This is a genomic window from Aeromicrobium fastidiosum (assembly GCF_017876595.1).
Classification (GTDB): Bacteria; Actinomycetota; Actinomycetes; order Propionibacteriales; family Nocardioidaceae; genus Aeromicrobium; species Aeromicrobium fastidiosum.
The window spans coordinates 3,305,780-3,327,421 of the sequence record NZ_JAGIOG010000001.1; the positions used below are offsets into that span (position 1 = coordinate 3,305,780).

The following is a 21,642-nucleotide window of genomic DNA, read 5'->3' on the forward strand; positions in this document are numbered from 1 at the left end:
TCTGCCGGACTCGCACGAAAGAAGGCGGCGATTGGGGGCGCGGCCAAGCACGACGGTCACGGCCCGTACGGCGACCAATCGCGCGGCATGACTGGCGCGAGTTCTGCCGCGGTGAACTCCCGCTCAGCGGGCAACCTCAGCGTGCCACTCAGTGGTTCAAGGCGCGCGCGGTAGTTTCGGGCCCACTCAAGCCAGGCTTCGACATCTGACCTCTCCTGGTCAGACCTGTCGGCCACTCGATCTGTCATGGCAGCGAGGTACTCGTCGATCTGCTTCGCCTGCTCCCACCGGTCGATCTGATCGCGCAAGACCTTGCCGAGTTCGTCGTCGCGCACTGCTTGCTTCGCCTTCTCAACGACTCGCTCCCATTGGGCCCGTCGTTCGGCTGCTCGGCGCTCTTGCTCTATCCGTCGCAGTTCAGCATTGTGCGCACGTAGTTCTATCTCCTGCAGTACGTGAGGTAGGCGGTCGACTAGATCGATGGTCTTGGTGTCGGAGAACGCGTCCTGTCTAACAGCCCATCCGTTGAGAACCCGGATACGGAGCCTCCCCGAGGGCACCAGATCATGTGTAGGGATTCTCTTCCACGAGTAGCGCTCGGCATCGCGAAGTTCCGTCGCAGTCGCAACGTGGGGCACACGATCGTCGAGTTCATCGATGTCCAGATACCCCTCGTGCCCGACTATCTCAATAGTAAGAACGCCCTTCGAGCGACGCTCTCCGCCCTGCCAAACACTCGCTTTTACGCGGTAACCGCGTCGCTCCGCCTCTCTGGCGACTGCATCAAGTATTCGAAAGGTCCGAGATCGAACATCTGATCTGGGCTTGAACCCGCTGTCCCTGAGGTCACTTATGGCCGGGTGGGGCTTACTCAACTTCTCCGCCACTCGTATCGGTTGGAGCACAGCGGTCATCCACTCCGGCTTGTCTGTCAGCCTGACGAACTGCTCTTCCCAACGCCGCCCCGACTCGACCTTGAGCAACTTGCCCTCCGGCACCTTCCCGAACCTCGTCGCAGAAGACACCAACGACTTGTACCTAGCGGCTTCCCGGCCGCTGATCTGCAGTTCGCCACCGGCGGCTACGACATCCGAAATGAGTTGGTCGACCGGCCTGACTGCTGTGACACGACGTTCGGGGCGCGCTTTCGGTGGTGCCGTCGGGCGAGCGGGGCGCGGCGGTCCGTACGTCGGCCAATGCCCCTCTGGGTACGCCCCGTGCTCAAGAAAGTACGTTCCTGCGTCCGTGAGTGTGGCGCCCCACGAGTCGCGGGTCTTCTCGATCTGGATCAAGCGGCGACCCTTCAGCGCCACGGCGGTCGTCTTATGCGAGTAGCCCTCCATTACGCCGTCGGGGCACCCCTGGGCAATCCATTCCAGTACTTCGACCTGCCGGTTGTTGAGAGTTCGCTCTGCCATGTGCCCAGTGTTCCGCTAGTCCAGGGCCGTTCCAGATAAGTCCCCTCAGTTGAGGGTAAAACCTCACAAGTACGGACTAGGCGATCCTGCAATGCCAGACAGGTTCCGAGTTTTGCTTGAACGCAGCAAAGCCCGTCTCGATGATGTCTTTGAGGCGAGCTTTGCTCTATAGCGGCTAGTTCATGAGGCGCTGGCTGCAGGTTGAAGGGCAGAGCGCTCATTAAGTCCATCATGGTTCTCCGCGCTGAGGTCGTGCGCGACCTTGTGCACGATCTTCACCCTTCCCCGACCTCTGCCGTTCTCCACGGTGACCGTAAGGAGGGCGGCCACGAGCGAGCGCCGTTGGTCGAGTGAGAGGGCTGCGAAGCGGGCCCGGAGTCCGGCCTTGACCTCGGCAGCCTCCTCGAAGATCGAAGCCCCAGCCATGAAGTCGGCAGTACGCCTTTGGCGGCTCCAGAGAGCGTGCTGGGCGTCCGTGATTAGGGCGGCGCGGGCGTTACGCGCCTGCACGTCGAGGATTGTCTGCTGCAGGTCGTCAGCCTCGGCTTTGAGGTCTCGGCGCTTGGTGCGGATGTCAGCCACGTCTTCGTCGTCCTCCATGAGGTCTAGCAGGCGAGCCCGCTGCTCGCTGATCTTGCTCAGCCGCTGGTACGCGTTGCGGAGGACCTTGATGTCGGGGTCTGGAACGGCACCCTCCGGGCTCAGCATCACGGCGCTGACGACCGACTCGACCACTGGGGCGTCGAGGTCGTGGGTGACGATGCTGACGTGCCGGACGCCCTCCTCCTTGATGCCCTGCCCATCGTGGACGGCGCACCGATAGGCGCTCTCCTTCGTGCGTTGGAATCCGCGCATCGGTCCCCCGCATGCTCCGCACGTCGCGAGGCCGGACATCAGCCACTTGGGCACGTGCTGCCGGGTCAGGCGTCGGCTCGGGCTGTCGAGTTTGGCTTGGACGGCGTTGTAGGTCTTGATGTCGATGAGTGACTTCCACTGCCCGATGACGAACCTTCCGTCATCCCGCTTCAACAGTTCGCCCCTGCTGACCACGCGCCGGATGTTGCGGGGCCTGCGGAGCACCTTCTCGACCTTCGCGATGTCCCACGGCTTGCCTCGGGTTGTCAGCACGCCGTCGTTATTCCAGTCCGTGCGGATGCGCGAGAGGGTCTTCTCCCCGCTGAGGTAATCGATGTATGCCTGACGAACGAGGTTGGCCTCAGCAGGCCTACGGTTGACCTTGTCGGCCTCGTAGCCGAAGGGACGGTCGCCGCCCGCCAGCGGCCTGCCCTTGGCCCGTACGGCGTCGTTGGCCTGCCGCTGGCGCTCGCTCTTGCGACGGGTCTCGTAGTTCGCCAGCAGCGTGCTGAGGCCCGAGCGGAGACCGCCCTCAGCGGTGGACGGGTTGATGAGCCCCTCGTTGACGGTGTGCCAGTCCACGGCCGCCGAGACACATGTGAGGGCCAGCATCTCCTTCTCCATCGTCTGGCGAGTGAAGCGGTCGTCACTCTGCGCCATGAGGACGTCGAACTTCCCCGCCTGTGCGTCCGCGAGCATCTGGTTCCAACCGGGCCGGTTGAGGCCCTTCGATGCGCTAATGCCGTCGTCCACGTAGACCACGACGACGTCGTACCCTGCTGCCTTCGCGGTTTTCCGGCAGAGTGCCTCTTGCTCCTCCACCTTGGGTACGCGGTCGTTGTGCTTGCTGATGCGGCAGTAGATGGCCGCCCGCCTGTTTCTGATGTTGCTCTTCATGCCTGCCTCGTATCCGTTTGGGTGTCGCGCTAGGTGCGCTCTTCTACCTATTCAGTACGTCTGACGAGCCATAGGTAGTGATTCGTCTTGCTCTCACGGGCATGACACCACGCTGGGTGCCGAGCGGCCGCACCTCGCGGAGTGGCGCGCGCGGGGATGGTGACAGGACCCTCGTGAGCCCCGTGTGGCAGGTGGTCGTCGGCGCGATCGTGGCGGTCGGGGTGCTGTGGATCGTGCTGGTGGTGACGTTCTACCTGCTCGGCAGGCGTCACGACGACCCGGCGCGGCTGCGCGACGCCCTGCGTCTTCTGCCCGATCTCGTGCGGCTGCTGCGTCGTCTCGCGGCTGACAGGTCCCTGCCCGCAGGGGTTCGCGCCCGGGTGGTCCTGCTCGTGGCCTACCTGGCGCTGCCCGTTGACCTCGTGCCGGACTTCATCCCCGTGGTCGGCTACGCCGACGACGTCGTGGTGGTGATCTGGGTGCTGCGGTCGGTGACCCGGCGGGCCGGACCCGATGCGCTCGACCGCCACTGGCCCGGGACGCCCGATGGCCTGCGGACGCTGCGAACCCTGGCCGGCCTCAGCACCTGACCCGTCACCCGAGATGTCGGCACTTGTTGCTGTGTTTCCGACCCAAAAGGGTCGACAAGTGCCGACATCTCGGGGTCAGGTGCGGGGCTTGAGCTTGGTGGCCGGGAGCCACGCGATCTGCGAGGCGTCGCTGTGGCGCTGCGTGCGGCTCGGGATGACGTAGACGACCTGCGCCTCGTAGCCGTCGGACGTGCGACGCCACCCCAGCACGAGGCCCGGGTACTCCTGGGACGCCTGGGTCGCGAGATTCGAGAGGTTGACCCAGACGTGATAGACGGGCGGCGCTTGCGGCGTCTGCACCGCATACGGATCGGCCGGGGCCAGCGGCCGCCCGTTGATCGAGCCGTTCGGATTCACCCCCGCAGGATACGCCCGATCGAACAGGTGTTCTAGTGGGGTATCGGGGTCAGGGGCGTCGCGGTCAGGGGCGTCGCGCAGGCGGTGCACCGCTCCACGAATCCGTCCGGCACGACTGGCAGGGCGGACCGCGGCACGATGCCCGGCGTCTCGTCCTTCCAGGGCCCCTCGAGGATCGACATCTCCGGGACGGGCAGTGGCTTGGTCGTGCGCGGGAACGGTGCCACGTCGGCGACCCGGCGGGCGTCCCCGGGCTCGCCGTCCGACGCGATCTGGACTGCCGCCCCGACGGTGACGGCGACGGCCAGCACGGCAAGGAGGACGAGACGCTTCATGGCACGCATTCTGCCCCACGACGACCCGCTCCGTCTCGAGTAGCGGATCGTCGCCCAGCCCATACCGTGGTGGCATGAAGCTCATCGCGGGGGTCGTAGCGACTCTCGCCCTGTCGCTGTCCGCGTGCACCGGAGGAGATGGCGAGTCGGACGCGCCCGACGCCAAGACGTCGAGTCTCTCGGCCGCCGAGGCCTTCCAGGCCACCTGCGTCGAGGTGCGCGCCGGCATCGCGGAGTTCAACGACCAGGACTACGCAGGAACGGTCGAGCACTTCGAGAAGGCCAAGATCCCCGCGAAGGTCTACGCCAAGGTCAACACCGAGCCCGAGGCAGACGCCCTGCTCGACGCCGTCGAGTACTACGCCGACCTCTCCCCCGCCGACTATCCCGAGGCCGCGCTCAGCTCGAAGAACTTCGCACGCAACAAGGAGATCACGCTGACGCAGTGCGCGTCCGATCCTGACGACCAGTCCCCCGGCACGCCGGTCTGACATCTAGGACGACTCGCGGTTCAGCGACACGTACACCGCGTTGACGGCGACGGCCTGCTCGAGCTCGGTCGAGACCCCCGCGAAGAACTGCGAGCGGTACGTCTCGTCTGTGACGGCGTAGACCGTGAAGTAGAGCCCAGCGAACGCCGACAGGAACACCGACACCTGCCACAGGTCGTTCGTGACCGGCACGAGCCGGCCGAGCGACGACGGCAGATCGCTGACGGGCTGCCCCGTCCATGCCTCGACGGTCGAGTCGGGGATGGTGAGCGAGCCGAACACGACGAAGAACGCGAACAGCCCGAGGCTCAGCAGCAGCACCTGGATCGCCTGGTTGAACAGCAGCACCAGCACGAGATTGGCCCGGGCGAAGCGCGGCAGGTCGGGCGGCACGGCCGTCACCTGTCGTGCGGCGTCCTCGGCCGGCGTGCCCGCGCAGCACTCCGCGACGCGCGGTCCGACGACGTCGCGCTCGACCTCGCGCACCTCCTCGGGCAGGCGCACCAGCAGGAACACCGCCGCGATGGCGGCGAAGAACGCGACCGCGATCCACAGGACGTGACGCGGCATGAGCGCCGCGACCTGCCACACCTCGGCGTTGATGAACAGGAACGTCACGGCGAGCAGCAGCAGCGGCAGCGCCCGCGTGAGCAGCGGGAACATCAGGCCGAGCGAGCTGAACGTGCGCCGCACGGCCCAGCGCAGCATCGTCCCCATGCGCAGGAGCCTGCCGGCGAACAGGCCCAGCAGGGCCAAGAACACCAGCACGCCCACAGCCGTCCCGAGCGATCCGCGATCGGACCACGCGGCACCGACCGCGAAGCCCGCAGCGACCGAGACGCCCACGATCAGCACGATGACGGCCACGATCCGCTTGCTCGACAGCCAGCCCTCGACGGTGTCGGCCCGGTCACCCGTGAAGTACGGCAGACCGTGGTCGTCGAACCACGCCTCGATCTGCTCGGTCGTGCCGGCGGGCGGGGTCGCCACGGTCAGAAGCTGACCGGGAGCTCGTCGACGCCGTAGACGAACGACAGCTGGCGGAACGTGAGCTCCTCCTGCGGCTTGGCCAGCGCCAGGTCGGGGAACCGCTGGAACAGCTTCGGCAGCGCGATGCGCAGCTCCATGCGGGCCAGCTCGGCACCGATGCAGCGGTGGATGCCGTGGCCGAAGGCGAGGTGACCCGACGACGGGACGCGCAGCGGGTCGAACTCGTCGGGCCGGTCGCCGGCCGTCTCCGGGTCGCGGTTGGCACCCGAGAGCGAGGCCAGGATGACGTCGCCGGCCTTGATCTGCTGGCCGAACAGCTCCATGTCGGCCCGGGCGAACCGTGGGAACGCGACCTGCACGACCGACAGGTAGCGCAGCAGCTCCTCGACGACCCGGTCGACGTCCTCGGGCGTCCCGTTGCGGACGAGGTCGGCATAGGCCGGGTCGCGAAGCAGGACGATCGTGCCCAGCGCGATCATGCCCGCGGTGGTCTCGAACCCACCCGTGAAGATCCCGTCGGCCAGGCCAGCGAGGTCGAAGTCGCTGATCGTGTCGCCCTCGTCGCGGATGATCTGGCCCAGCAGCCCCGGGCCGGGCTCCTTGCGCTGACGGGCGACGGCCTCGAACAGGAACTTGCGCTGGTCGGAGACCGCGCCGAAAGCAGCGGCACCGCCGTTGGTCGCGTCGAAGCGGTCGCTGCCGAGCTTGGCGAACGCCTGGCTGTCGGCGTAGTCGAGGCCCAGCAGCGCGCAGATCGTCTGGAACGGGATCGGGAAGGCGACCGCCGTGCAGAGATCTGCCCCCGGTCCCTCGGCCTCGAGGGCGTCGAGCTGTGCGTCGACGAACTCGGTGATCATGGGCTCGAGACGGGCGAGCCGGCGCATCGTGAACTCAGGGGTGACGATCTTGCGCAGGCGCGTGTGCAGCGGCGGGTCGGTGAACCCGAGGCCGCCGATGTCGTCGGCCGTGGCCGGACCGTCGCCGTGGAACAGGTGGCGGATGTCGTTGCTGTAGCTGTCGCGATCGGTCAGGATCGTGCGCGCCTCGTCATGGCCCGTCACGAGGTAGGCCGTGAACGTGAACGGCAGCTCGAGCTTGCGCATCGGCTCGGTGGCGCGCCAGTCTGCGATCTGCGGGAGGGTGTCCATCCCCTCGCGTTGCAAGGGGACCTTCGTCTCCTCGGGGATGAACGACAGGGCGCTGAGGTCGATGCCGTTCTTCTGGATGCGCTTGACGAGCATCCGCCCGACCCAACGGCGCACTCTTCCCTTGACGTCGACCACGTGAAGAAACTACACGGCACGCTTGCAGGTTGACGCCAGCCGGTACAGGGTGTGACGAAAGCGTCGCCCACCGGCGCGCACTTTCGAGGGGGCTGAATGAGCAACGACGGAGCACGACCAGAGCAGCCGGCCGAGCTGAAGCGGGTCATGGGGCCGAGGCTCCTCCTGCTGTTCATCGTCGGCGACATCCTGGGTGCCGGTGTCTACGCCGTCACGGGACAGATGGCCGGAGGCGTCGGCGGCATCGTCTGGCTGCCGTTCCTCGTGGCCTTCATCGTCGCCACCATCACGGCGTTGTCGTACCTCGAGCTCGTCACGAAGTACCCGCAGGCAGCCGGCGCGGCGCTGTACGCCCACAAGGCCTTCGGTGTGCACTTCATCACGTTCATCGTCGCCTTCGCCGTCGTCTGCTCCGGCATCACGAGCGCCTCGACGGCGTCCGCGACGCTCGCGGGATTCTTCACCGATGGCCTGGCGATCAACGGCTGGATCGACGAGGGCGGCGTCAGTGACGGCACCATCACCGCGATCGCGATGGGCTTCATGATCCTGCTCGCCGTGGTCAACCTGCGCGGCGTCGGCGAGAGCGTCAAGTTCAACGTCGTCCTCACGATCGTCGAGGTCTCGGCGCTCGCGATCGTCATCGGCGTCGGCTTCTATGTCATCGCCAACGGCAACGGCGACCTCAGCCGCATCACGGTCTTCGAGGACGCCAACGACAAGGGCTTGTTCCTGGCCGTGACAGCCGCGACGTCGATCGCGTTCTTCGCGATGGTCGGCTTCGAGGACGCCGTCAACATGGTCGAGGAGGTCGAGGAGCCGCAGAAGATCTTCCCGCGCACGATGCTGACGGGCCTCGGCATCGCGGTGATCCTCTACATGCTGGTGGCCGTGTCGGTGGTCAGCGTGCTGACGTCCGACCAGATCAAGACGATCAACGAGGAGGAGGGACGTGCCCTGCTGTCGGTCGTGTCGGTCGGCGCGCCCGACTTCCCGATCGACAAGATCTTCCCGTTCCTCGCGGTGTTCGCGGTGGCCAACACGGCCCTGATCAACATGCTGATGGCGAGCCGCCTGATCTACGGCATGGCTCGCCAGGACGTGCTCCCCCGTCAGCTCGGGGCGGTGCTGCCGGGACGCCGGACGCCGTGGGCGGCCATCGTGTTCACGACCGCCATGGCGCTGGGCCTCATCTTCTACGTCCGTCAGGATCCCGACAGCGACATCGTCGTCAACCTGGCCAGCGTGACGTCGTTGCTGCTGCTGTGCGTCTTCGCGGTCGTCAACATCGCGTGCATGGTGCTGCGCGGCAAGAAGCACGACCACGTCAAGTCGTTCTTCACGTCGCCCGGCCCGCTGCCCTACGTGGGCGCGTTCCTGTGCCTGTTCCTCGTCGGCCCGTGGGTCGACCGCGACTCGATCGTGTACGAGATCGCCGGCGGCCTGATGGTCATCGGCGTGGCGCTGTGGGCCATCACGTTCGCGATCAACAAGGCGACCGGGCAGGGCGACAGCAGCTTCGAGGACGTCACTCGACTCAATGAGTGATGCGCTCGCCGACTGAGGTGTTCGCCGACTGAGGTGTTCGCCGACTGAGCATGTCCCTGCACGAACGACGGCCCGCCTCCCCTCTCGGGGTGGCGGGCCGTCGTCGTGGGGCGGGTGTCAGGCGTTGTCGTCCTGGACGCCGCTGTCGACCTTGGGCGTGCCGTCGGGGTTGAGACCGGCCTTCTCGCGCCGGCTCGACACCGTCAGGCTGACGATCGCGGTGATGCTGAGGATGCCGACGATGACGCCGAGGCTCAGCAGCGTCGGGATCTCGTAGACCTTGACGTGCTCGCCGCCGTTGATGAACGGCAGCTCGTTCTCGTGCAGCGCGTGCAGGATCAGCTTGACGCCGATGAAGCCCAGCAGGATCGCGAGGCCCTGCGACAGGTAGATGAGCTTCTTGAGCAGACCACCCAGCAGGAAGTACAGCTGACGCAGACCCATCAGGGCGAACACATTGGCCGTGAAGACCAGGTAGGGCTCCTTGGTGAGGCCGTAGATCGCGGGGATCGAGTCGAGCGCGAACAGCAGGTCGGTCGTGCCGAGCGCGATGATCACGAGGAACATCGGCGTGATGGCGCGCTTGCCGTTCTCGTGGACGAAGAGCTTGAGGCCGTCCCACTGCTCCGACACCGTGAAGCGCTTGCGCGCCATGCGCACGACCGCGTTCTCGCCGTCGTCGTCGTGATCGGTGTCCTTCATGAGGTTGTAGCCCGTGTAGAGCAGGAACGCTCCGAAGATGTAGAAGATCCACGAGACCTGCTCGATGGCCACGGCACCCAGCGCGATGAAGATCCCGCGGAAGATGAGGGCGATGACGATGCCCACCATCAGGGCTTCCTGCTGGTACTTACGCGGCACCTTGAAGCTGGCCATGATGATGATGAAGATGAACAGGTTGTCGATCGACAGGCTGTACTCCGTCAACCATCCGGCGAAGAACTGCAGACCGAAGTCGCCGTCCTTGATCGTCGAGTCGTTGTGGTAGACCGAGACCCAGATGCCGAAGGCGATCGCGAGACCGACGTAGACGCTCAGGTAGGTCGCGCACTCCTTCATCGACGGCTCGTGCGGACGACGAGCGACGATCAGGATGTCGAACAGCAGCACCGCGAGCGTCACGCCGATGGTGATCGCCCATTCGGTGGTGGATACGTTCAAGAGAGTTCCTCCGGTCTTCGATAGGCCGGAGGTCTCTTCCGCCGCGTCGACTGATGTGTCGAGCGGCCCGCAAGACCGGGTGACTGCTGGGAGTCACCGTGATGACGGCGTTGCGATCAGGGAATACTCCCCTCCGTCGCACATTCTTGCAGGCAGAGCGCGAAACTGCCTCATCGAAGGCCGCCCGCTCGACGTGAGTGGCGCCTCACGGCCGCCGACGGGTGCCGGCAGATGTCTCGTCGTGGCCGGCCCTACGCCGCAGGCCCGTCGTCATCGAAGGCCGGCAGCCCGTCGATGCTGGTGCGGTTCTTGGCCCGCCGGTAGTCGGCGATGCCCTCGGGCCCGCGTCGCTGCATGTTGGGCGACAACAGGTCACGCTCGTCGTCGAGCGTCATCAGCGGCAGCGCATAGCCGCACGAGTCGGACACCCGCTCGACGTCGACCACGATGACTGCGCGGGCGGCCGGGTTGTCGGGGAACCTGGCAGCCCATGCGGCGAACCCGTCGTCGTACCTGCTGACGACCCGCCCCGTCCCGTGGAGCCGCACGACGTTGGGCGTGCGGTCGAACGAGCAGAACATGATCGTGATGCGGCCGTTGCCCGGCTCCCGCACGTGGGCGATCGTCTCGGCACCGCTCGCCGTCAGGTCGAGGTAGGCCACGGTGCGGTCGTCGACGACGACGAACGTGTCGGCCAGCCCCTTGGGCGACACGTTGACGTGACCACCGGCCAGTGGCGCGGTGGCGACGAAGAAGACCGCCTGCCGCTCGATGAACTCGCGCAGCCGGTCGTCGATCGAGGAGTGGACCTTGCCCATGCGTCGGAGCGTAGCGCCTCAGGCACCGGCCTCCAGCATGCTGCGCAGCTCCTTCTTGAGGTCACCGATCTCGTCGCGCAACCGGGCCGCCACCTCGAACTGCAGCTCGGCCGCCGCGGCACGCATCTGCTCGCTGAGCTGCTCGATGAGATCAGCCAGCTCGCCCGACGGCAGGTCGGCCAGGTTCTTGGTGTGCTGGCCGAGCGGGACGGGGGCACCCTTGCGGCGCTTGTCACCGGTCGCCGCCAGCAGCGAGGCCGTGTCGGCGTCCTCGCGGGCCAGCATGTCGGTGATGTCGCCGATCTTGCGGCGCAGCGGCGTCGGGTCGATGCCGTGCTCGGTGTTGTAGGCGACCTGCTTGGCACGGCGCCGGTTGGTCTCGTCGATCGCGTACGCCATCGAGTCGGTGATGCGGTCGGCGTACATGATGACCTGGCCCGACACATTGCGTGCCGCGCGGCCGATCGTCTGGATGAGCGAGCGCTCCGAGCGCAGGAAGCCCTCCTTGTCGGCGTCGAGGATCGCCACGAGGCTGACCTCGGGCAGGTCGAGGCCCTCGCGCAGCAGGTTGATGCCCACCAAGACGTCGTACTCCCCCATGCGCAGCTCGCGCAGCAGCTCGACGCGCCGCAGGGTGTCGACCTCGGAGTGCAGGTAGCGCGTGCGGATGCCGGCCTCGAGCAGGTAGTCGGTGAGGTCCTCGGACATCTTCTTGGTCAGCGTCGTGACCAGCACGCGCTCGTTCTTGTCGGTGCGGGTGCGGATCTGGGTGATCAGATCGTCGATCTGCCCCTTGGTGGGCTTGACCACGACCTCGGGGTCGATCAGGCCCGTGGGACGGATGATCTGCTCGACGACATCGCCCTGCACCTTGTCCATCTCGTAGTTGCCGGGGGTGGCCGACAGGTAGACCGTCTGGCCGATGCGCTCGAGGAACTCGGCCCACTTGAGCGGACGGTTGTCCATCGCGCTGGGCAGTCGGAAGCCGAAGTCGACGAGGTTGCGCTTGCGCGACATGTCGCCCTCGTACATCGCGCCGATCTGAGGGATCGTCACGTGCGACTCGTCGACCACCAGCACGAAGTCGTCGGGGAAGTAGTCGAGCAGGCAGTGACCCGGGGTGCCCGGACCGCGCTGGTCCATGTGGCGCGAGTAGTTCTCGATGCCCGCACAGGTGCCGACCTGCTCCATCATCTCGATGTCGTAGGTCGTGCGCATGCGCAGACGCTGCGCCTCGAGCAGCTTGCCCTGCCCCTCGAGCTCGGCCAGGCGCTCCTCGAGCTCGACCTTGATCGTCTCGATCGCCCGGCGCATCGTCGCGGGGCCCGCCGCGTAGTGCGTGGCGGAGCCGACGAAGAGCTCCTGGTCGTCGCTCAGCACCTCGCCGGTGACGGGGTGCAGCGTCATGAGCCGCTCGATCTCGTCGCCGAAGAACTCGACCCGGACGGCATGCTCCTGGTAGACGGGGAAGATCTCGACGGTGTCTCCCTTGACCCGGAACGTGCCGCGGGTCGTGGCGACGTCGTTGCGGACGTACTGGGCCTCGACGAGCGTGCGCAGCAGCTGCTCGCGGGCCATCTCCTCGCCCACCTTGAAGCCGATCATGCGCTCGAGGTACTCCTGCGCCGAGCCGAGGCCGTAGATGCACGAGACCGTCGCGACGACGATGACGTCGCGACGCGTCAGCAGCGACCACGTGGCCGAGTGCCGCAGCCGCTCGACCTCCTCGTTGATCGAGGAGTCCTTCTCGATGTAGGTGTCGCTCTGCGCGATGTAGGCCTCGGGCTGGTAGTAGTCGTAGTACGAGACGAAGTACTCGACGGCGTTGTTCGGCAGCAGCTCGCGCAGCTCGTTGGCGAACTGGGCAGCCAGCAGCTTGTTGGGCATCATGACCAGCATCGGACGCTGCAGGCGCTCGGCCAGCCAGGCGGTCGTCGCGGTCTTGCCGGTGCCCGTGGCGCCCAGCAGGACGTTGTCCATCGCACCGGCCTTGATGCGCTTCTCGAGCTCGGCGATCGCCGCGGGCTGGTCGCCCGCCGGGACGTAGTCGGACACGACCTCGATGGGGGCGACCTGGCGCTTAAGCTCTGAAACGGACCTCATGCGTCGAGCCTACGACCAGCCACCGACAGAGCACCTCTAAAGTGAGACCCATGGTCGTTTCGGAACGCCGCGCAGAGCGCAAGAGGGAGATCCTGGAGGCGACGCGGACCCTGTTCGACGAGCGCGGAGTGAGGGACGCCCAGATCGAGGACATCGCCCGGGCCGTCGGCATCAACCGCGCGATCATCTACCGCCACTTCTCCGGCAAGGAGGAGCTGTTCGCCGAGACCCTCGTCGGATACCTGCAGGAGCTCGATCGCACGCTGGCCGCCGTCGACGACCCCACGGTCGACCCCGAGCAGCGCCTGCGCACCATCACCGCGACGTTCCTCGACTTCGGCGCGGCACTCCCGGCATTCGTCGACTGCGCGCAGGCGCTGCTGCGCCGACGCGGCGAGGAGCTCATGGAGGAGGTCAGCCAGAAGGTCATGATCGACCTCGGCCTGGCCATGGCAGGTTGCCTCAACCACGCCGTCGAGATCCTGCAGGCCGGCGTCGCGTCCGGGCAGTTCCACGTCCGCGACCCCAACCTGATGGCCAACATCTTCTACACGCAGGCGCTCGGCGTCCTCAACCTCGCGACCCTGCAGCTGTCGGTGCGCGAGGAGAACCCGGGCCTGCCCGCGGTCGACGCCGTGCCGTTCGACGAGGTCAAGTCGCTCGTGCTGATCGCAGCCGTCGCGATGGCCCGCGGCACCGAGTCCTGACGCCCGTGCCCCGCGGGCTGGTCACGGGCGTCGCCCTCACCGGCGGCATCGCCGCGGGCATCGTGACGCGGCTGGAGTCGGACGGCTGGGACGTCGTGACGTCCGACCTCTCCGGCAGCCACCTCGACTGCGACCTCTCCGAGCCGGACGCACCTGGCGAGCTCGTCGCACGGGCCCTGCGCGAGCACGGCCCCCTCGACGCCCTGGTGCTGAGCCACTCCCATGACGTCGAGACGGGGATCCTCGACACGACGGCGGAGAGCTTCGACCGGCACGTCGCGGTCAACGCGCGGGCCGCCCTGCTCATGATCGCGGCGTTCGCGCGCCAGGTCGTCGACGGCGGCGCGGTCGTGGCCCTCACGAGCGACGCCACGACCGGCAACCTCCCCTACGGTGCCTCCAAGGGTGCCCTCGACCGCATCGTGATCTCCGCCGCGAGGGAGCTCGGGCCCCTCGGCATCTCCGCCAACGTGCTCAACCCCGGGCCGATCGACACGGGCTGGATGGACGACGACGTCCGCGCGGGCCTGCTGCCGCACCACCCCCTTGGGCGGCTCGGCGAGCCCCGCGACGTCGCGGACGTCGTCGCTTTCTTGGTCTCGCCGGCCGGCCGCTGGATCTCCGGCCAGCTGCTGCACGCCGACGGCGGGTTCAGCTCGAGGTTCTAGCGGGGCGCAACGGGGCTACGCGAAAGCGTCGACGCCAGTGCGCTCGGCCGACAGCGCCCACAGGCGGGCAGCCTGCTCCGGATCGGTCGCATGGGCCGCGACACCACGCCGCGGACCGTCCGGCACGTTCGGTGCCGCGACGTCGCAGTCCTCGAGGTAGAGACCGCCCAGGCCGTCGAGCTGCGGTGAGGTCGCCGCCCACACCTGCGTCGCGGCCCCCTGCTCGGGCGACTTGAACGCCGAGGCGTTCTTCGGGGACCCGTCGGCGTTGACCCAGCCCATCGCCACCTGCTCCTCGAGGGGCAGGTGCCGCTGCAGCGGGGTCAGGATGCCGCCAGGGTGCAGGGAGAACGCCCGCAGGCCCGACTCGCGGCCGAGGGCGTCGAGGTGCACGGCGAACAGGGCGTTGGCGGTCTTGGCCTGACCGTAGGCGTCCCACTTGTCGTAGTCGCCGCTCGTGAAGTCGATGTCGTCCCAGCGGATGCCGGAGCGCAGGTGGCCGGTGGACGAGACCGACACGACGCGGGCCCCGTCGGCGAGGGCCGGGCGCAACCGGTTGACGAGGGCGAAGTGGCCGAGGTGGTTGGTGGCGAACTGGGCCTCCCACCCCGGACCGACACGGGTCTCGGGCGTCGCCATGATGCCGGCGCTGTCGATCACGGCGTCGAGCGTGCGGCCGCTGTCGACGAAGCGGGCTGCGAAGGAGGCGACGCTGTCGAGGTCGCCGAGGTCGAGCTCGTCGACGTCGACGCGGTCGATGCCCGCGAGCTGCTCGCGGGCACTGTCGGGGCGGCGGGCTGGCACCACGACATCGGCACCTGCCTTCACGAGGGCGCGGGTCGTCTCGATGCCGATGCCGGAGTAGCCGCCGGTCACGAGGATGGTCCGGCCGGTCAGGTCGATGCCCGCGAGCACGTCGTCGGCGGTTGACTGGGCTCCGAAGCCGGAGCCGATGGGCTGCTGCGTGGTGGTCATGACGTCGACGCTAGGTGCTGGAGTGCGCTCCAACGCAAGCCGGGCGGACCGATCTTTCTACGTTCAGGTCGTCCCGGCAGCGCAAACGCAGAGACATCGGTCCCTGAGTGGACCGATGTCTCTGCGTTGCTGCTGCTCTGACTGCCGAAAGGCAGCAAGATGCGTCCCTGGGTCAGGCCTCGAGGATCGCGACGACGCCCTGGCCGCCGGCCGCGCAGATCGAGATCAGGCCGCGGCCCGAGCCCTTCTCGTGCAGCAGCTTGGCCAAGTTGGCGACGATGCGGCCGCCGGTCGCGGCGAAGGGGTGCGCCGCGGCGAGCGACGATCCCTTGACGTTGAGCTTGCTGCGGTCGATCGAGCCGAGGGGGACGTCGAGGCCGAGCTTCTCCTTGCAGAACGCGGGATCCTCCCATGCCGCGAGCGTCGTCAGCACCTGGCCGGCGAACGCTTCGTGGATCTCGTAGAAGTCGAAGTCCTGCAGCGTCAGGCCCTGACGGGCGAGCATGCGCGGGACGGCGTAGACGGGCGCCATCAACAGGCCCTCGGCACCCGACACGTAGTCGACGGCGGCGGTCTCGTAGTCGACGAAGTAGGCCTCCGGCGTCCAGCCGCGCTTCTTCGCCTCGTCCTCGGACGCCAGCAGCACGACGGACGCACCGTCGGACAGTGGCGTCGAGTTCGCGGCCGTCATGGTTGCCTCCTCGCCGAACGACTTGCCGAAGACCGGCTTGAGCTTGGCGAGCTTCTCGAGGCTCGAGTCGGCCCGCAGGTTGTTGTCCTTCGTGACGCCCTGGAACGGCGTGACGAGGTCGTCCTGCCAGCCCTCGTCGTACGAGGCGGCGAGGTTCTGGTGCGACGCGACGGTCAGCTCGTCCTGCGCCTCGCGGGTGATGCCCCACTCCTTGGTCGTGATGGCCTGGCTGTCGCCCATCGACAGGCCCGTGCGGGGCTCGGCGTTGCGGGGCTGGTCGGGGGCCAGGAAGGCGGGCCGGATCTTGGCGAGGGCCTTGACACGTCCCTTGTTGTCCTTGGCGCGGTTGGCCTCGAGCAGGATCTTGCGCAGCTTGTCGCCGATCGCGAGCGGGGCGTCGGACGTCGTGTCGGAGCCGCCGGCGACGCCGGTCTCGATCTTGCCGAGCGCGATCTTGTTGGCGACGAGGATCGCGGCCTGGATGCCGGTATCGCAGGCCTGCTGCACGTCGAAGGCCGGGGTGTCGGGCGAGAGCTTGGAGCCCAGAACCGTCTCGCGAGCCAGGTTGAAGTCGCGGCTGTGCTTGAGGACGGCACCGGCGGCGAACTCGCCGACCCGCTCGCCCTCGAGGCCGAAGCGGTCGACGAGACCGTCGAGCGCGGCCGTCAGCATCTCCTGGTTGGAGACGTTGGTGTAGACGGTGTTGGACCGCGCGAACGGGATGCGGTTGCCGCCGATGACCGCGACGCGGCGCACCTCCTGGGCCGAGCCGGCATCGGCTGTCGTGGGCGCGGCCGCCTTCTTGGCGGGGGCCTTCTTCGCGGGGGTCGTGTCCGCCATGGCGGTCTCCTCGATCGTGGTGAACAGTGGCAGTGATGGAACGTGATGAGCGCCGCAGCCACGGGTGGTGGACTGGCGTCGAACCATGACGTTACAGTTTCAGCATCATTCCAGATACCGATGGTATCCGAGAGATAGGACACACCCTCCTCATGACTGATCGCTACCAGTCGCTCGCGCACAACCCGATCGGCAAGTTCATCGTCACGAACCTGGGTCTGCCCAACCCGCCCGTCCTGGAGCGCTGGACCGAGGGTGCTCCCCTGGTCAAGGGCACCGTCCTGATCGGCGCGGCTCCGCAGAGCACGATCGGCACGACGCTCAACGCGACGCTGAAGTCGAGCGGCATCGAGGCCGTCGGCGTCCGTGCGGACGGCAAGAAGTACAAGGCGCTGGTGTTCGACGCGACCGGCATCTCCGACACCGCAGGCCTCGCCGCGATGCAGCAGTTCTTCACCCCCGCGCTGCGCAGCCTCGCCGGATCGGGACGTCTCGTCGTCATCGGCGCCCTGCCCGAGCAGGCCGAGACCGAGACCGCCGCGATCGCGCAGCGCGCCCTCGAGGGCTTCGTCCGCTCGGCCGGCAAGGAGGTCGGCGGCAACGGCAGCACGGCCAACCTGGTCTACGTCGGCACCGGCAGCGAGGGCGCCCTGGCGTCGACGCTGGAGTTCCTGCTGTCCCCCAAGTCGGCCTTCGTCTCCGGCCAGGTCATCCGCCTGGGCCTGACCGAGCTGGTCTCCCCCGACACCGTCGCCGACCCCACCAAGCCGCTGGCCGGCAAGGTCGCGCTCATCACGGGTGCCTCGCGCGGCCTCGGTGCCGCCATGGCCCGCACCCTGCACCGTGACGGCGCGGCGATCGTCGGCCTCGACGTGCCCGCCCTCAAGGACGAGCTCGACGTCGTCATGGCCGAGCTCGGTGGCACCTCGATCGCCGAGGACATCACGGCACCCGAGGCGCCCCAGGTCATCGCCCAGGCGCTCAAGGACGCTCACGGCGGCGTCGACATCGTCGTCCACAACGCGGGCATCACGCGCGACAAGCGGCTCAAGAACATGAAGACCGAGAACTGGAACCTGGTCATCGACATCAGCGTCGGTGCCCCCCAGCGCATCACGGCCGAGCTGCTCGACCAGAAGCTGCTGCGCAAGGGCGGCCGTGTCATCGGCATCTCCTCGATCGCCGGCATCGCGGGCAACAACGGCCAGACCAGCTACGGCACCGCCAAGGCCGGCGTCATCGGCTTCGTCGGCGACCTGTCGAAGCGCGTCGCCAGGGACGGCATCACGGTCAACGCGATCGCGCCGGGCTTCATCGAGACCGACATGGTCAAGACCATGCCGCTGGGCATCCGCGAGGCCGGACGCCGGCTCAGCTCGCTGTCGCAGGGCGGACTGCCGATCGACGTCGCCGAGGCCATCGCCTGGTACGCCCACCCCGGGTCGTCCGCGATCTCCGGCAACGTCGTCCGCGTGTGCGGCCAGGCCCTGATCGGTGCCTGACGTGACCACGCGCGTCTTCACCAAGGCCCCGGCGACCCTGCCGCTGATGCTCAAGGCGGCCCTGCCGGCGATCCCCGTCGTCGGCGGGCTACCGGGCGTCAAGCACGCCAAGGGCTCGGTGCCCGACGTCGTGCTCGAGCGCCGCGGGGTCGTCACGGACCCCCGTCACCTCGACGCCTACAACGAGGTCTGCGGGTTCCCGCGCTCCGACACGCTGCCGGCCACGTACCCGCACATGGCGGCGTTCGGCCTCCACATGACGCTCATGACCGACACGTCGTTCCCGTTCGCGCCCATGGGCCTGGTGCACCTGCGCAACAGCATCAGGCAGCACCGTCCGATCGGCGTGACCGAGGTGCTCGACGTGTCGGTGCGCGCCGCCGACCTGCGTCCCCACCCCAAGGGCTCGCTGATCGACATCAACACGACGGTCTCCGTCGGCGACGAGATCGTGTGGGACGAGACCATGACGCTGTTCTCGCGGCACAAGGGCGGTTCGCCCGAGCAGACCTCGGCCCCCCTGGCCGGCGTCGAGGTGCCCGACGGCGTCGTGCACTGGAAGCTCGCCGGTGACCTCGGTCGCCGGTACGCCGCCATCTCTGGCGACCGCAACCCCATCCACCTCTACCCGTTGACGGCCAAGGCGTTCGGGTTCCCGAGCAACATCGCCCACGGCATGTGGACGCTCGCGCGGGGACTCGCGGCGGTCGACAACAGGCTGCCGGACGCGTTCACGAACGTCGCGGAGTTCCGCAAGCCGATCCTGCTGCCGACCACGGTCGTGCTCGGCTCGTCCGTCGACGGCGACGTGCTGACGTTCGGGGTCAAGGGCGCACGCAAGCCCGTCCCGCACCTGGTCGGACAGGTCGCCCCGCTCACCTGAGCACCCGAGCACCCGACCCAACGAGATGTCGGCACTTATCGACCTGAAACGGGTCCCCGCCGGTCGATAAGTGCCGACATCTCGCGGGCTATGTCGCGGCCTACGCCTTCGGCGTGATGTGGCGGATCAGGCCCTCCTGGGCCACCGTCGCGACGAGCGTGCCGTCCTCGGTGAACACGTGGGCGGTGCTGAGTCCGCGTGCGCCCGATGCCGACGGCGACGTCTGGTCGTAGAGCAGCCACTCGTCCGCGCGGAACGGCCGGTGGAACCAGATCGTGTGGTCGAGCGATGCCGGCTGGACGACCTCGGAGCCGATGAACTGCCCGTGCGGCACGAGGCTCGCCCCGAGCAGGCTGAGATCGCTGATGTACGTGAACGCCGCGTTGTGGACGATGCGGGAGTCGGGCAGCGTGCCGTTGGCCTTGAACCACAGACGCTGCACCGCGGGGGTCAGCTGCCGCTGCGGGTCGTCCTCGGGGCGGTTGTCGCCGATGTAGCGCATGTCGAACGACGACCACTCCTGCTCCCAGTGGGCCACTGCCTCGGGGCCGCGCAGCCGGACGATCTCGAGCAGCGGCGTCGCGTCGTCGGGGCCCGGCACCTCGGGCATCCGGTCCTGGTGGTCCCAGCCGCCCTCCTCGACCTGGAACGAGGCGGTCATGTAGAAGATGATCTCGCCGTGCTGACGTGCCGCCACGCGCCTCGTCACGAACGACCGGCCGTCGCGGACGTTCTCGACGTCGTACACGATCGGGATGCTCGGATCGCCGCCCAGGATGAAGTACAGGTGAAGCGAGTGCACGAACCGGTCGTCGGGAACCGTGAGCTGCGCCGCCATCAGGGCCTGCGCGGCGACCTGCCCGCCGAAGACCCGCTTGAGCGACGACGCCTCGGGCTGGGAGCCGCGGTAGAGGCCGACCTCCAGTCGTTCGAGGTCGAGCAGGCCGATGACTTCGTCAAGAGATGCGGGCACCCCAGCACCCTATCGGGAGGCAGCGCCGGTGCCACGAAGCCCGAACGATGATCAGCCTCGGCCGTAGGCGTCGGCGGCCTGCCAGAACTCCTCCGACGGCGTCTTGAGGGTCTGCTCGTCGAAGAAGGACCCGTCGGCGAAGCCCAGCCGGATGTGACCGCGTACCGTCCGCTTGCCGGTGTCGGCGATGGAGGCGACCTGCTCACGCGGGATGCGGGCCACCAGGTCGGGGTCGGTCTTGCGCCCGCTGGGTCCGAACGACCACAGGCTGATGGTCTTCTCGGCGAGGGCGAGAACCAGGATGTCGGTGGTGTTGGGGAGCGATCGAGCGATGCTCCCCTCGTCGCCGCCGATGTGCTTGTCGGCGATGTACGCGTCCTTCAACCGGTTGGCTGCCTTGCCCGCCAGGTCTCCGAGGTCGCGCGGCCGCTTGTTGTCGGCGACGGCCGACCCCGAGGCCATCACCGGGACGAATGCCAGGAGCGTGTCGTCGCCCAGCACCCTGCGCAGGGTCTGGGCCGGATCGGGGCCGGCCAGTGCGCTCTTGATCGTGTCGAACATGCCCATGGTGCGCCTCCCGCAGAGAAGTTGTCTCCAACGACACTATCGCGATGCCGAGCGGTGGGCCGAGGCAGGTCTTGGAGCGCGCGTCAACCCTGGTCGTTCTTGCGCTGGCGCGCAAGGAACTGCTCGAACTGGTCGGCCAGCTCGTCGCCGCTCGGGAGCTCCTCGTCGCTGGCCAGCAGCGACTGCGCCGCCCCGCGCGTGAAGGCGTCGTACTGCTCCTCGAGGCCGCTGAGCAGACCGGCACCGCCCTGCTCCTCGATCTGCTCCTCGATCTCCTTGAGCGCATCGCTCTGTCGCGCCCGCAGCCGCTCGACGTCGATGACCAGACCGGTGCGATCGGTCAACGCGTCGATCAGCGCGAGTGCCGCAGGCGGGTAGTCGATCTGCGCGAGGTAGTGGGGCACGTGCACGACGTAGCCGGCGGCGTCGAGCCCCCACTGGCCCAGGCGGTACTCCAGCAGCGACTGGGCCGACGACGGCACCGTGACCTGGGCCGACCACATGTTCTGCCGGTCAACGAGCTCGGGACGGGTGCCGTGGGCCGTGATCATGGCCGGGCGGGTGTGCGGGACGCCCATGGGGACGGCACCGAGGCCCAGCGTCAGGGGCACGTCGTGCTCCTCGATGACCTCGTGCACCTCGCCGACGAACCGCTCCCACAGGAAGTCGGGCTCGGGTCCGGTGAGCAGCAGGTAGGGCTCGCCGTTGCCGTCGTGCTCGAGGACGACCTGCAGCGTGGGCTCGGCGTAGTCGGCGTAGTGATTCTCGCGGAACGCCATCATGGGTCGACGCGCGCGGTAGTCGAACATCTCGTCGAGGTCGAACTCGTGCACGACCTCGCCCTGGCCCGAGCTGAGCTGCTCGGCGGCCAGACGCGCGGCCGATCCGGCACCCAGGAAGCCGTCGAGCGCATGGATCAGCACGGGTCCGGAGCCGTCGCCGGTGGACGGGGTGTCGCGCAGCCGTCGTGGTCGCCAGTTCTTCACGATG

Annotated in this window: 21 protein-coding genes; 7 read left to right on the forward strand and 14 right to left on the reverse strand. The window is 67.9% G+C overall.

What is annotated here, in order from left to right; genetic code table 11:
* Nucleotides 1–56: 56 nt before the first annotated feature.
* Entirely contained in the window at nucleotides 57–1,418 is a 1,362-nt protein-coding gene (locus JOF40_RS16505; protein ID WP_129183557.1) for a hypothetical protein, read from the reverse strand.
* 180 nt (nucleotides 1,419–1,598) lie between these two features.
* Complete coding sequence (locus JOF40_RS16510; protein WP_129183555.1) at nucleotides 1,599–3,170, reverse strand: recombinase family protein; 1,572 nt, start codon at nucleotides 3,168–3,170, stop codon at nucleotides 1,599–1,601.
* A 173-nt stretch (nucleotides 3,171–3,343) separates the two neighbouring features.
* Between JOF40_RS16510 and JOF40_RS16515 the strand changes: the two genes are divergently transcribed.
* Nucleotides 3,344–3,760 (forward strand): YkvA family protein, encoded by a 417-nt coding sequence (locus JOF40_RS16515; RefSeq protein ID WP_188111869.1) that lies wholly within the window; start codon nucleotides 3,344–3,346, stop codon nucleotides 3,758–3,760.
* A 75-nt stretch (nucleotides 3,761–3,835) separates the two neighbouring features.
* On the opposite strand, the gene JOF40_RS16520 is transcribed toward JOF40_RS16515, so the two are convergent.
* Both JOF40_RS16520 and JOF40_RS16525 read right to left on the reverse strand, forming a co-directional pair.
* Nucleotides 3,836–4,117: a hypothetical protein gene (locus JOF40_RS16520; protein WP_129183551.1), complete on the reverse strand. Its 282-nt coding sequence runs from the start codon at nucleotides 4,115–4,117 to the stop codon at nucleotides 3,836–3,838.
* A 32-nt stretch (nucleotides 4,118–4,149) separates the two neighbouring features.
* A complete protein-coding gene (locus JOF40_RS16525; protein WP_129183549.1) occupies nucleotides 4,150–4,452 on the reverse strand; it encodes a hypothetical protein in 303 nt (100 codons plus the stop codon).
* Nucleotides 4,453–4,526: 74 nt separating this feature from the next.
* Between JOF40_RS16525 and JOF40_RS16530 the strand changes: the two genes are divergently transcribed.
* Nucleotides 4,527–4,943 carry a hypothetical protein gene (locus tag JOF40_RS16530; RefSeq protein ID WP_129183547.1) on the forward strand — a complete coding sequence of 139 codons (417 nt, stop codon included), beginning with the start codon at nucleotides 4,527–4,529 and terminating at the stop codon, nucleotides 4,941–4,943.
* 3 nt (nucleotides 4,944–4,946) lie between these two features.
* Here the strand turns inward: JOF40_RS16530 and JOF40_RS16535 are convergent, their stop codons facing one another.
* Together JOF40_RS16535 and JOF40_RS16540 are read right to left on the reverse strand one after the other, a co-directional pair.
* On the reverse strand, nucleotides 4,947–5,933 hold the full coding sequence (locus JOF40_RS16535) for a hypothetical protein (protein ID WP_129183545.1): 987 nt from the start codon (nucleotides 5,931–5,933) through the stop codon (nucleotides 4,947–4,949).
* 2 nt (nucleotides 5,934–5,935) lie between these two features.
* Nucleotides 5,936–7,174, reverse strand: coding sequence for a cytochrome P450 (locus JOF40_RS16540; protein ID WP_188111861.1), 1,239 nt, complete (start codon nucleotides 7,172–7,174; stop codon nucleotides 5,936–5,938).
* A gap of 138 nt (nucleotides 7,175–7,312) precedes the next feature.
* On the opposite strand from JOF40_RS16540, the gene JOF40_RS16545 reads away from it, so the two are divergent.
* Nucleotides 7,313–8,764 carry an APC family permease gene (locus JOF40_RS16545; RefSeq protein ID WP_129183541.1) on the forward strand — a complete coding sequence of 484 codons (1,452 nt, stop codon included), beginning with the start codon at nucleotides 7,313–7,315 and terminating at the stop codon, nucleotides 8,762–8,764.
* A gap of 117 nt (nucleotides 8,765–8,881) precedes the next feature.
* Here the strand turns inward: JOF40_RS16545 and JOF40_RS16550 are convergent, their stop codons facing one another.
* The 3 genes from JOF40_RS16550 to uvrB form a co-directional block, all read right to left on the reverse strand.
* Nucleotides 8,882–9,925: a TerC family protein gene (locus JOF40_RS16550; protein ID WP_129183539.1), complete on the reverse strand. Its 1,044-nt coding sequence runs from the start codon at nucleotides 9,923–9,925 to the stop codon at nucleotides 8,882–8,884.
* A gap of 251 nt (nucleotides 9,926–10,176) precedes the next feature.
* Nucleotides 10,177–10,743, reverse strand: coding sequence for a pyridoxamine 5'-phosphate oxidase family protein (locus JOF40_RS16555; RefSeq protein ID WP_129183537.1), 567 nt, complete (start codon nucleotides 10,741–10,743; stop codon nucleotides 10,177–10,179).
* A gap of 18 nt (nucleotides 10,744–10,761) precedes the next feature.
* The gene (gene uvrB, locus JOF40_RS16560) at nucleotides 10,762–12,846 is read right to left on the reverse strand and encodes an excinuclease ABC subunit UvrB (RefSeq protein WP_129183535.1); all 2,085 of its coding nucleotides are present in this window, start codon (nucleotides 12,844–12,846) and stop codon (nucleotides 10,762–10,764) included.
* Nucleotides 12,847–12,896: 50 nt separating this feature from the next.
* On the opposite strand from uvrB, the gene JOF40_RS16565 reads away from it, so the two are divergent.
* Together JOF40_RS16565 and JOF40_RS16570 are read left to right on the forward strand one after the other, a co-directional pair.
* Nucleotides 12,897–13,553: a TetR/AcrR family transcriptional regulator gene (locus tag JOF40_RS16565; protein ID WP_129183533.1), complete on the forward strand. Its 657-nt coding sequence runs from the start codon at nucleotides 12,897–12,899 to the stop codon at nucleotides 13,551–13,553.
* Between the two features lie 5 nt (nucleotides 13,554–13,558).
* Nucleotides 13,559–14,221: an SDR family oxidoreductase gene (locus JOF40_RS16570; protein ID WP_129183531.1), complete on the forward strand. Its 663-nt coding sequence runs from the start codon at nucleotides 13,559–13,561 to the stop codon at nucleotides 14,219–14,221.
* 15 nt (nucleotides 14,222–14,236) lie between these two features.
* On the opposite strand, the gene JOF40_RS16575 is transcribed toward JOF40_RS16570, so the two are convergent.
* Both JOF40_RS16575 and JOF40_RS16580 read right to left on the reverse strand, forming a co-directional pair.
* Nucleotides 14,237–15,196: an SDR family NAD(P)-dependent oxidoreductase gene (locus JOF40_RS16575; RefSeq protein ID WP_129183529.1), complete on the reverse strand. Its 960-nt coding sequence runs from the start codon at nucleotides 15,194–15,196 to the stop codon at nucleotides 14,237–14,239.
* Nucleotides 15,197–15,368: 172 nt separating this feature from the next.
* Nucleotides 15,369–16,727 (reverse strand): acetyl-CoA C-acetyltransferase, encoded by a 1,359-nt coding sequence (locus JOF40_RS16580; RefSeq protein ID WP_209674660.1) that lies wholly within the window; start codon nucleotides 16,725–16,727, stop codon nucleotides 15,369–15,371.
* A gap of 152 nt (nucleotides 16,728–16,879) precedes the next feature.
* Between JOF40_RS16580 and JOF40_RS16585 the strand changes: the two genes are divergently transcribed.
* Both JOF40_RS16585 and JOF40_RS20275 read left to right on the forward strand, forming a co-directional pair.
* Nucleotides 16,880–18,229, forward strand: coding sequence for a 3-oxoacyl-ACP reductase (locus JOF40_RS16585; protein WP_129183525.1), 1,350 nt, complete (start codon nucleotides 16,880–16,882; stop codon nucleotides 18,227–18,229).
* Between the two features lies 1 nt (nucleotide 18,230).
* Nucleotides 18,231–19,112 carry a MaoC family dehydratase gene (locus tag JOF40_RS20275; protein ID WP_209674669.1) on the forward strand — a complete coding sequence of 294 codons (882 nt, stop codon included), beginning with the start codon at nucleotides 18,231–18,233 and terminating at the stop codon, nucleotides 19,110–19,112.
* 100 nt (nucleotides 19,113–19,212) lie between these two features.
* Here the strand turns inward: JOF40_RS20275 and JOF40_RS16595 are convergent, their stop codons facing one another.
* The 3 genes from JOF40_RS16595 to JOF40_RS16605 form a co-directional block, all read right to left on the reverse strand.
* Nucleotides 19,213–20,085 (reverse strand): acyl-CoA thioesterase, encoded by an 873-nt coding sequence (locus JOF40_RS16595; protein ID WP_129183523.1) that lies wholly within the window; start codon nucleotides 20,083–20,085, stop codon nucleotides 19,213–19,215.
* Nucleotides 20,086–20,136: 51 nt separating this feature from the next.
* Nucleotides 20,137–20,652 carry a hypothetical protein gene (locus tag JOF40_RS16600; RefSeq protein WP_129183521.1) on the reverse strand — a complete coding sequence of 172 codons (516 nt, stop codon included), beginning with the start codon at nucleotides 20,650–20,652 and terminating at the stop codon, nucleotides 20,137–20,139.
* 83 nt (nucleotides 20,653–20,735) lie between these two features.
* On the reverse strand, nucleotides 20,736–21,638 hold the full coding sequence (locus JOF40_RS16605; RefSeq protein WP_246152847.1) for a PAC2 family protein: 903 nt from the start codon (nucleotides 21,636–21,638) through the stop codon (nucleotides 20,736–20,738).
* Between the last annotated feature and the right edge of the window lie 4 nt (nucleotides 21,639–21,642).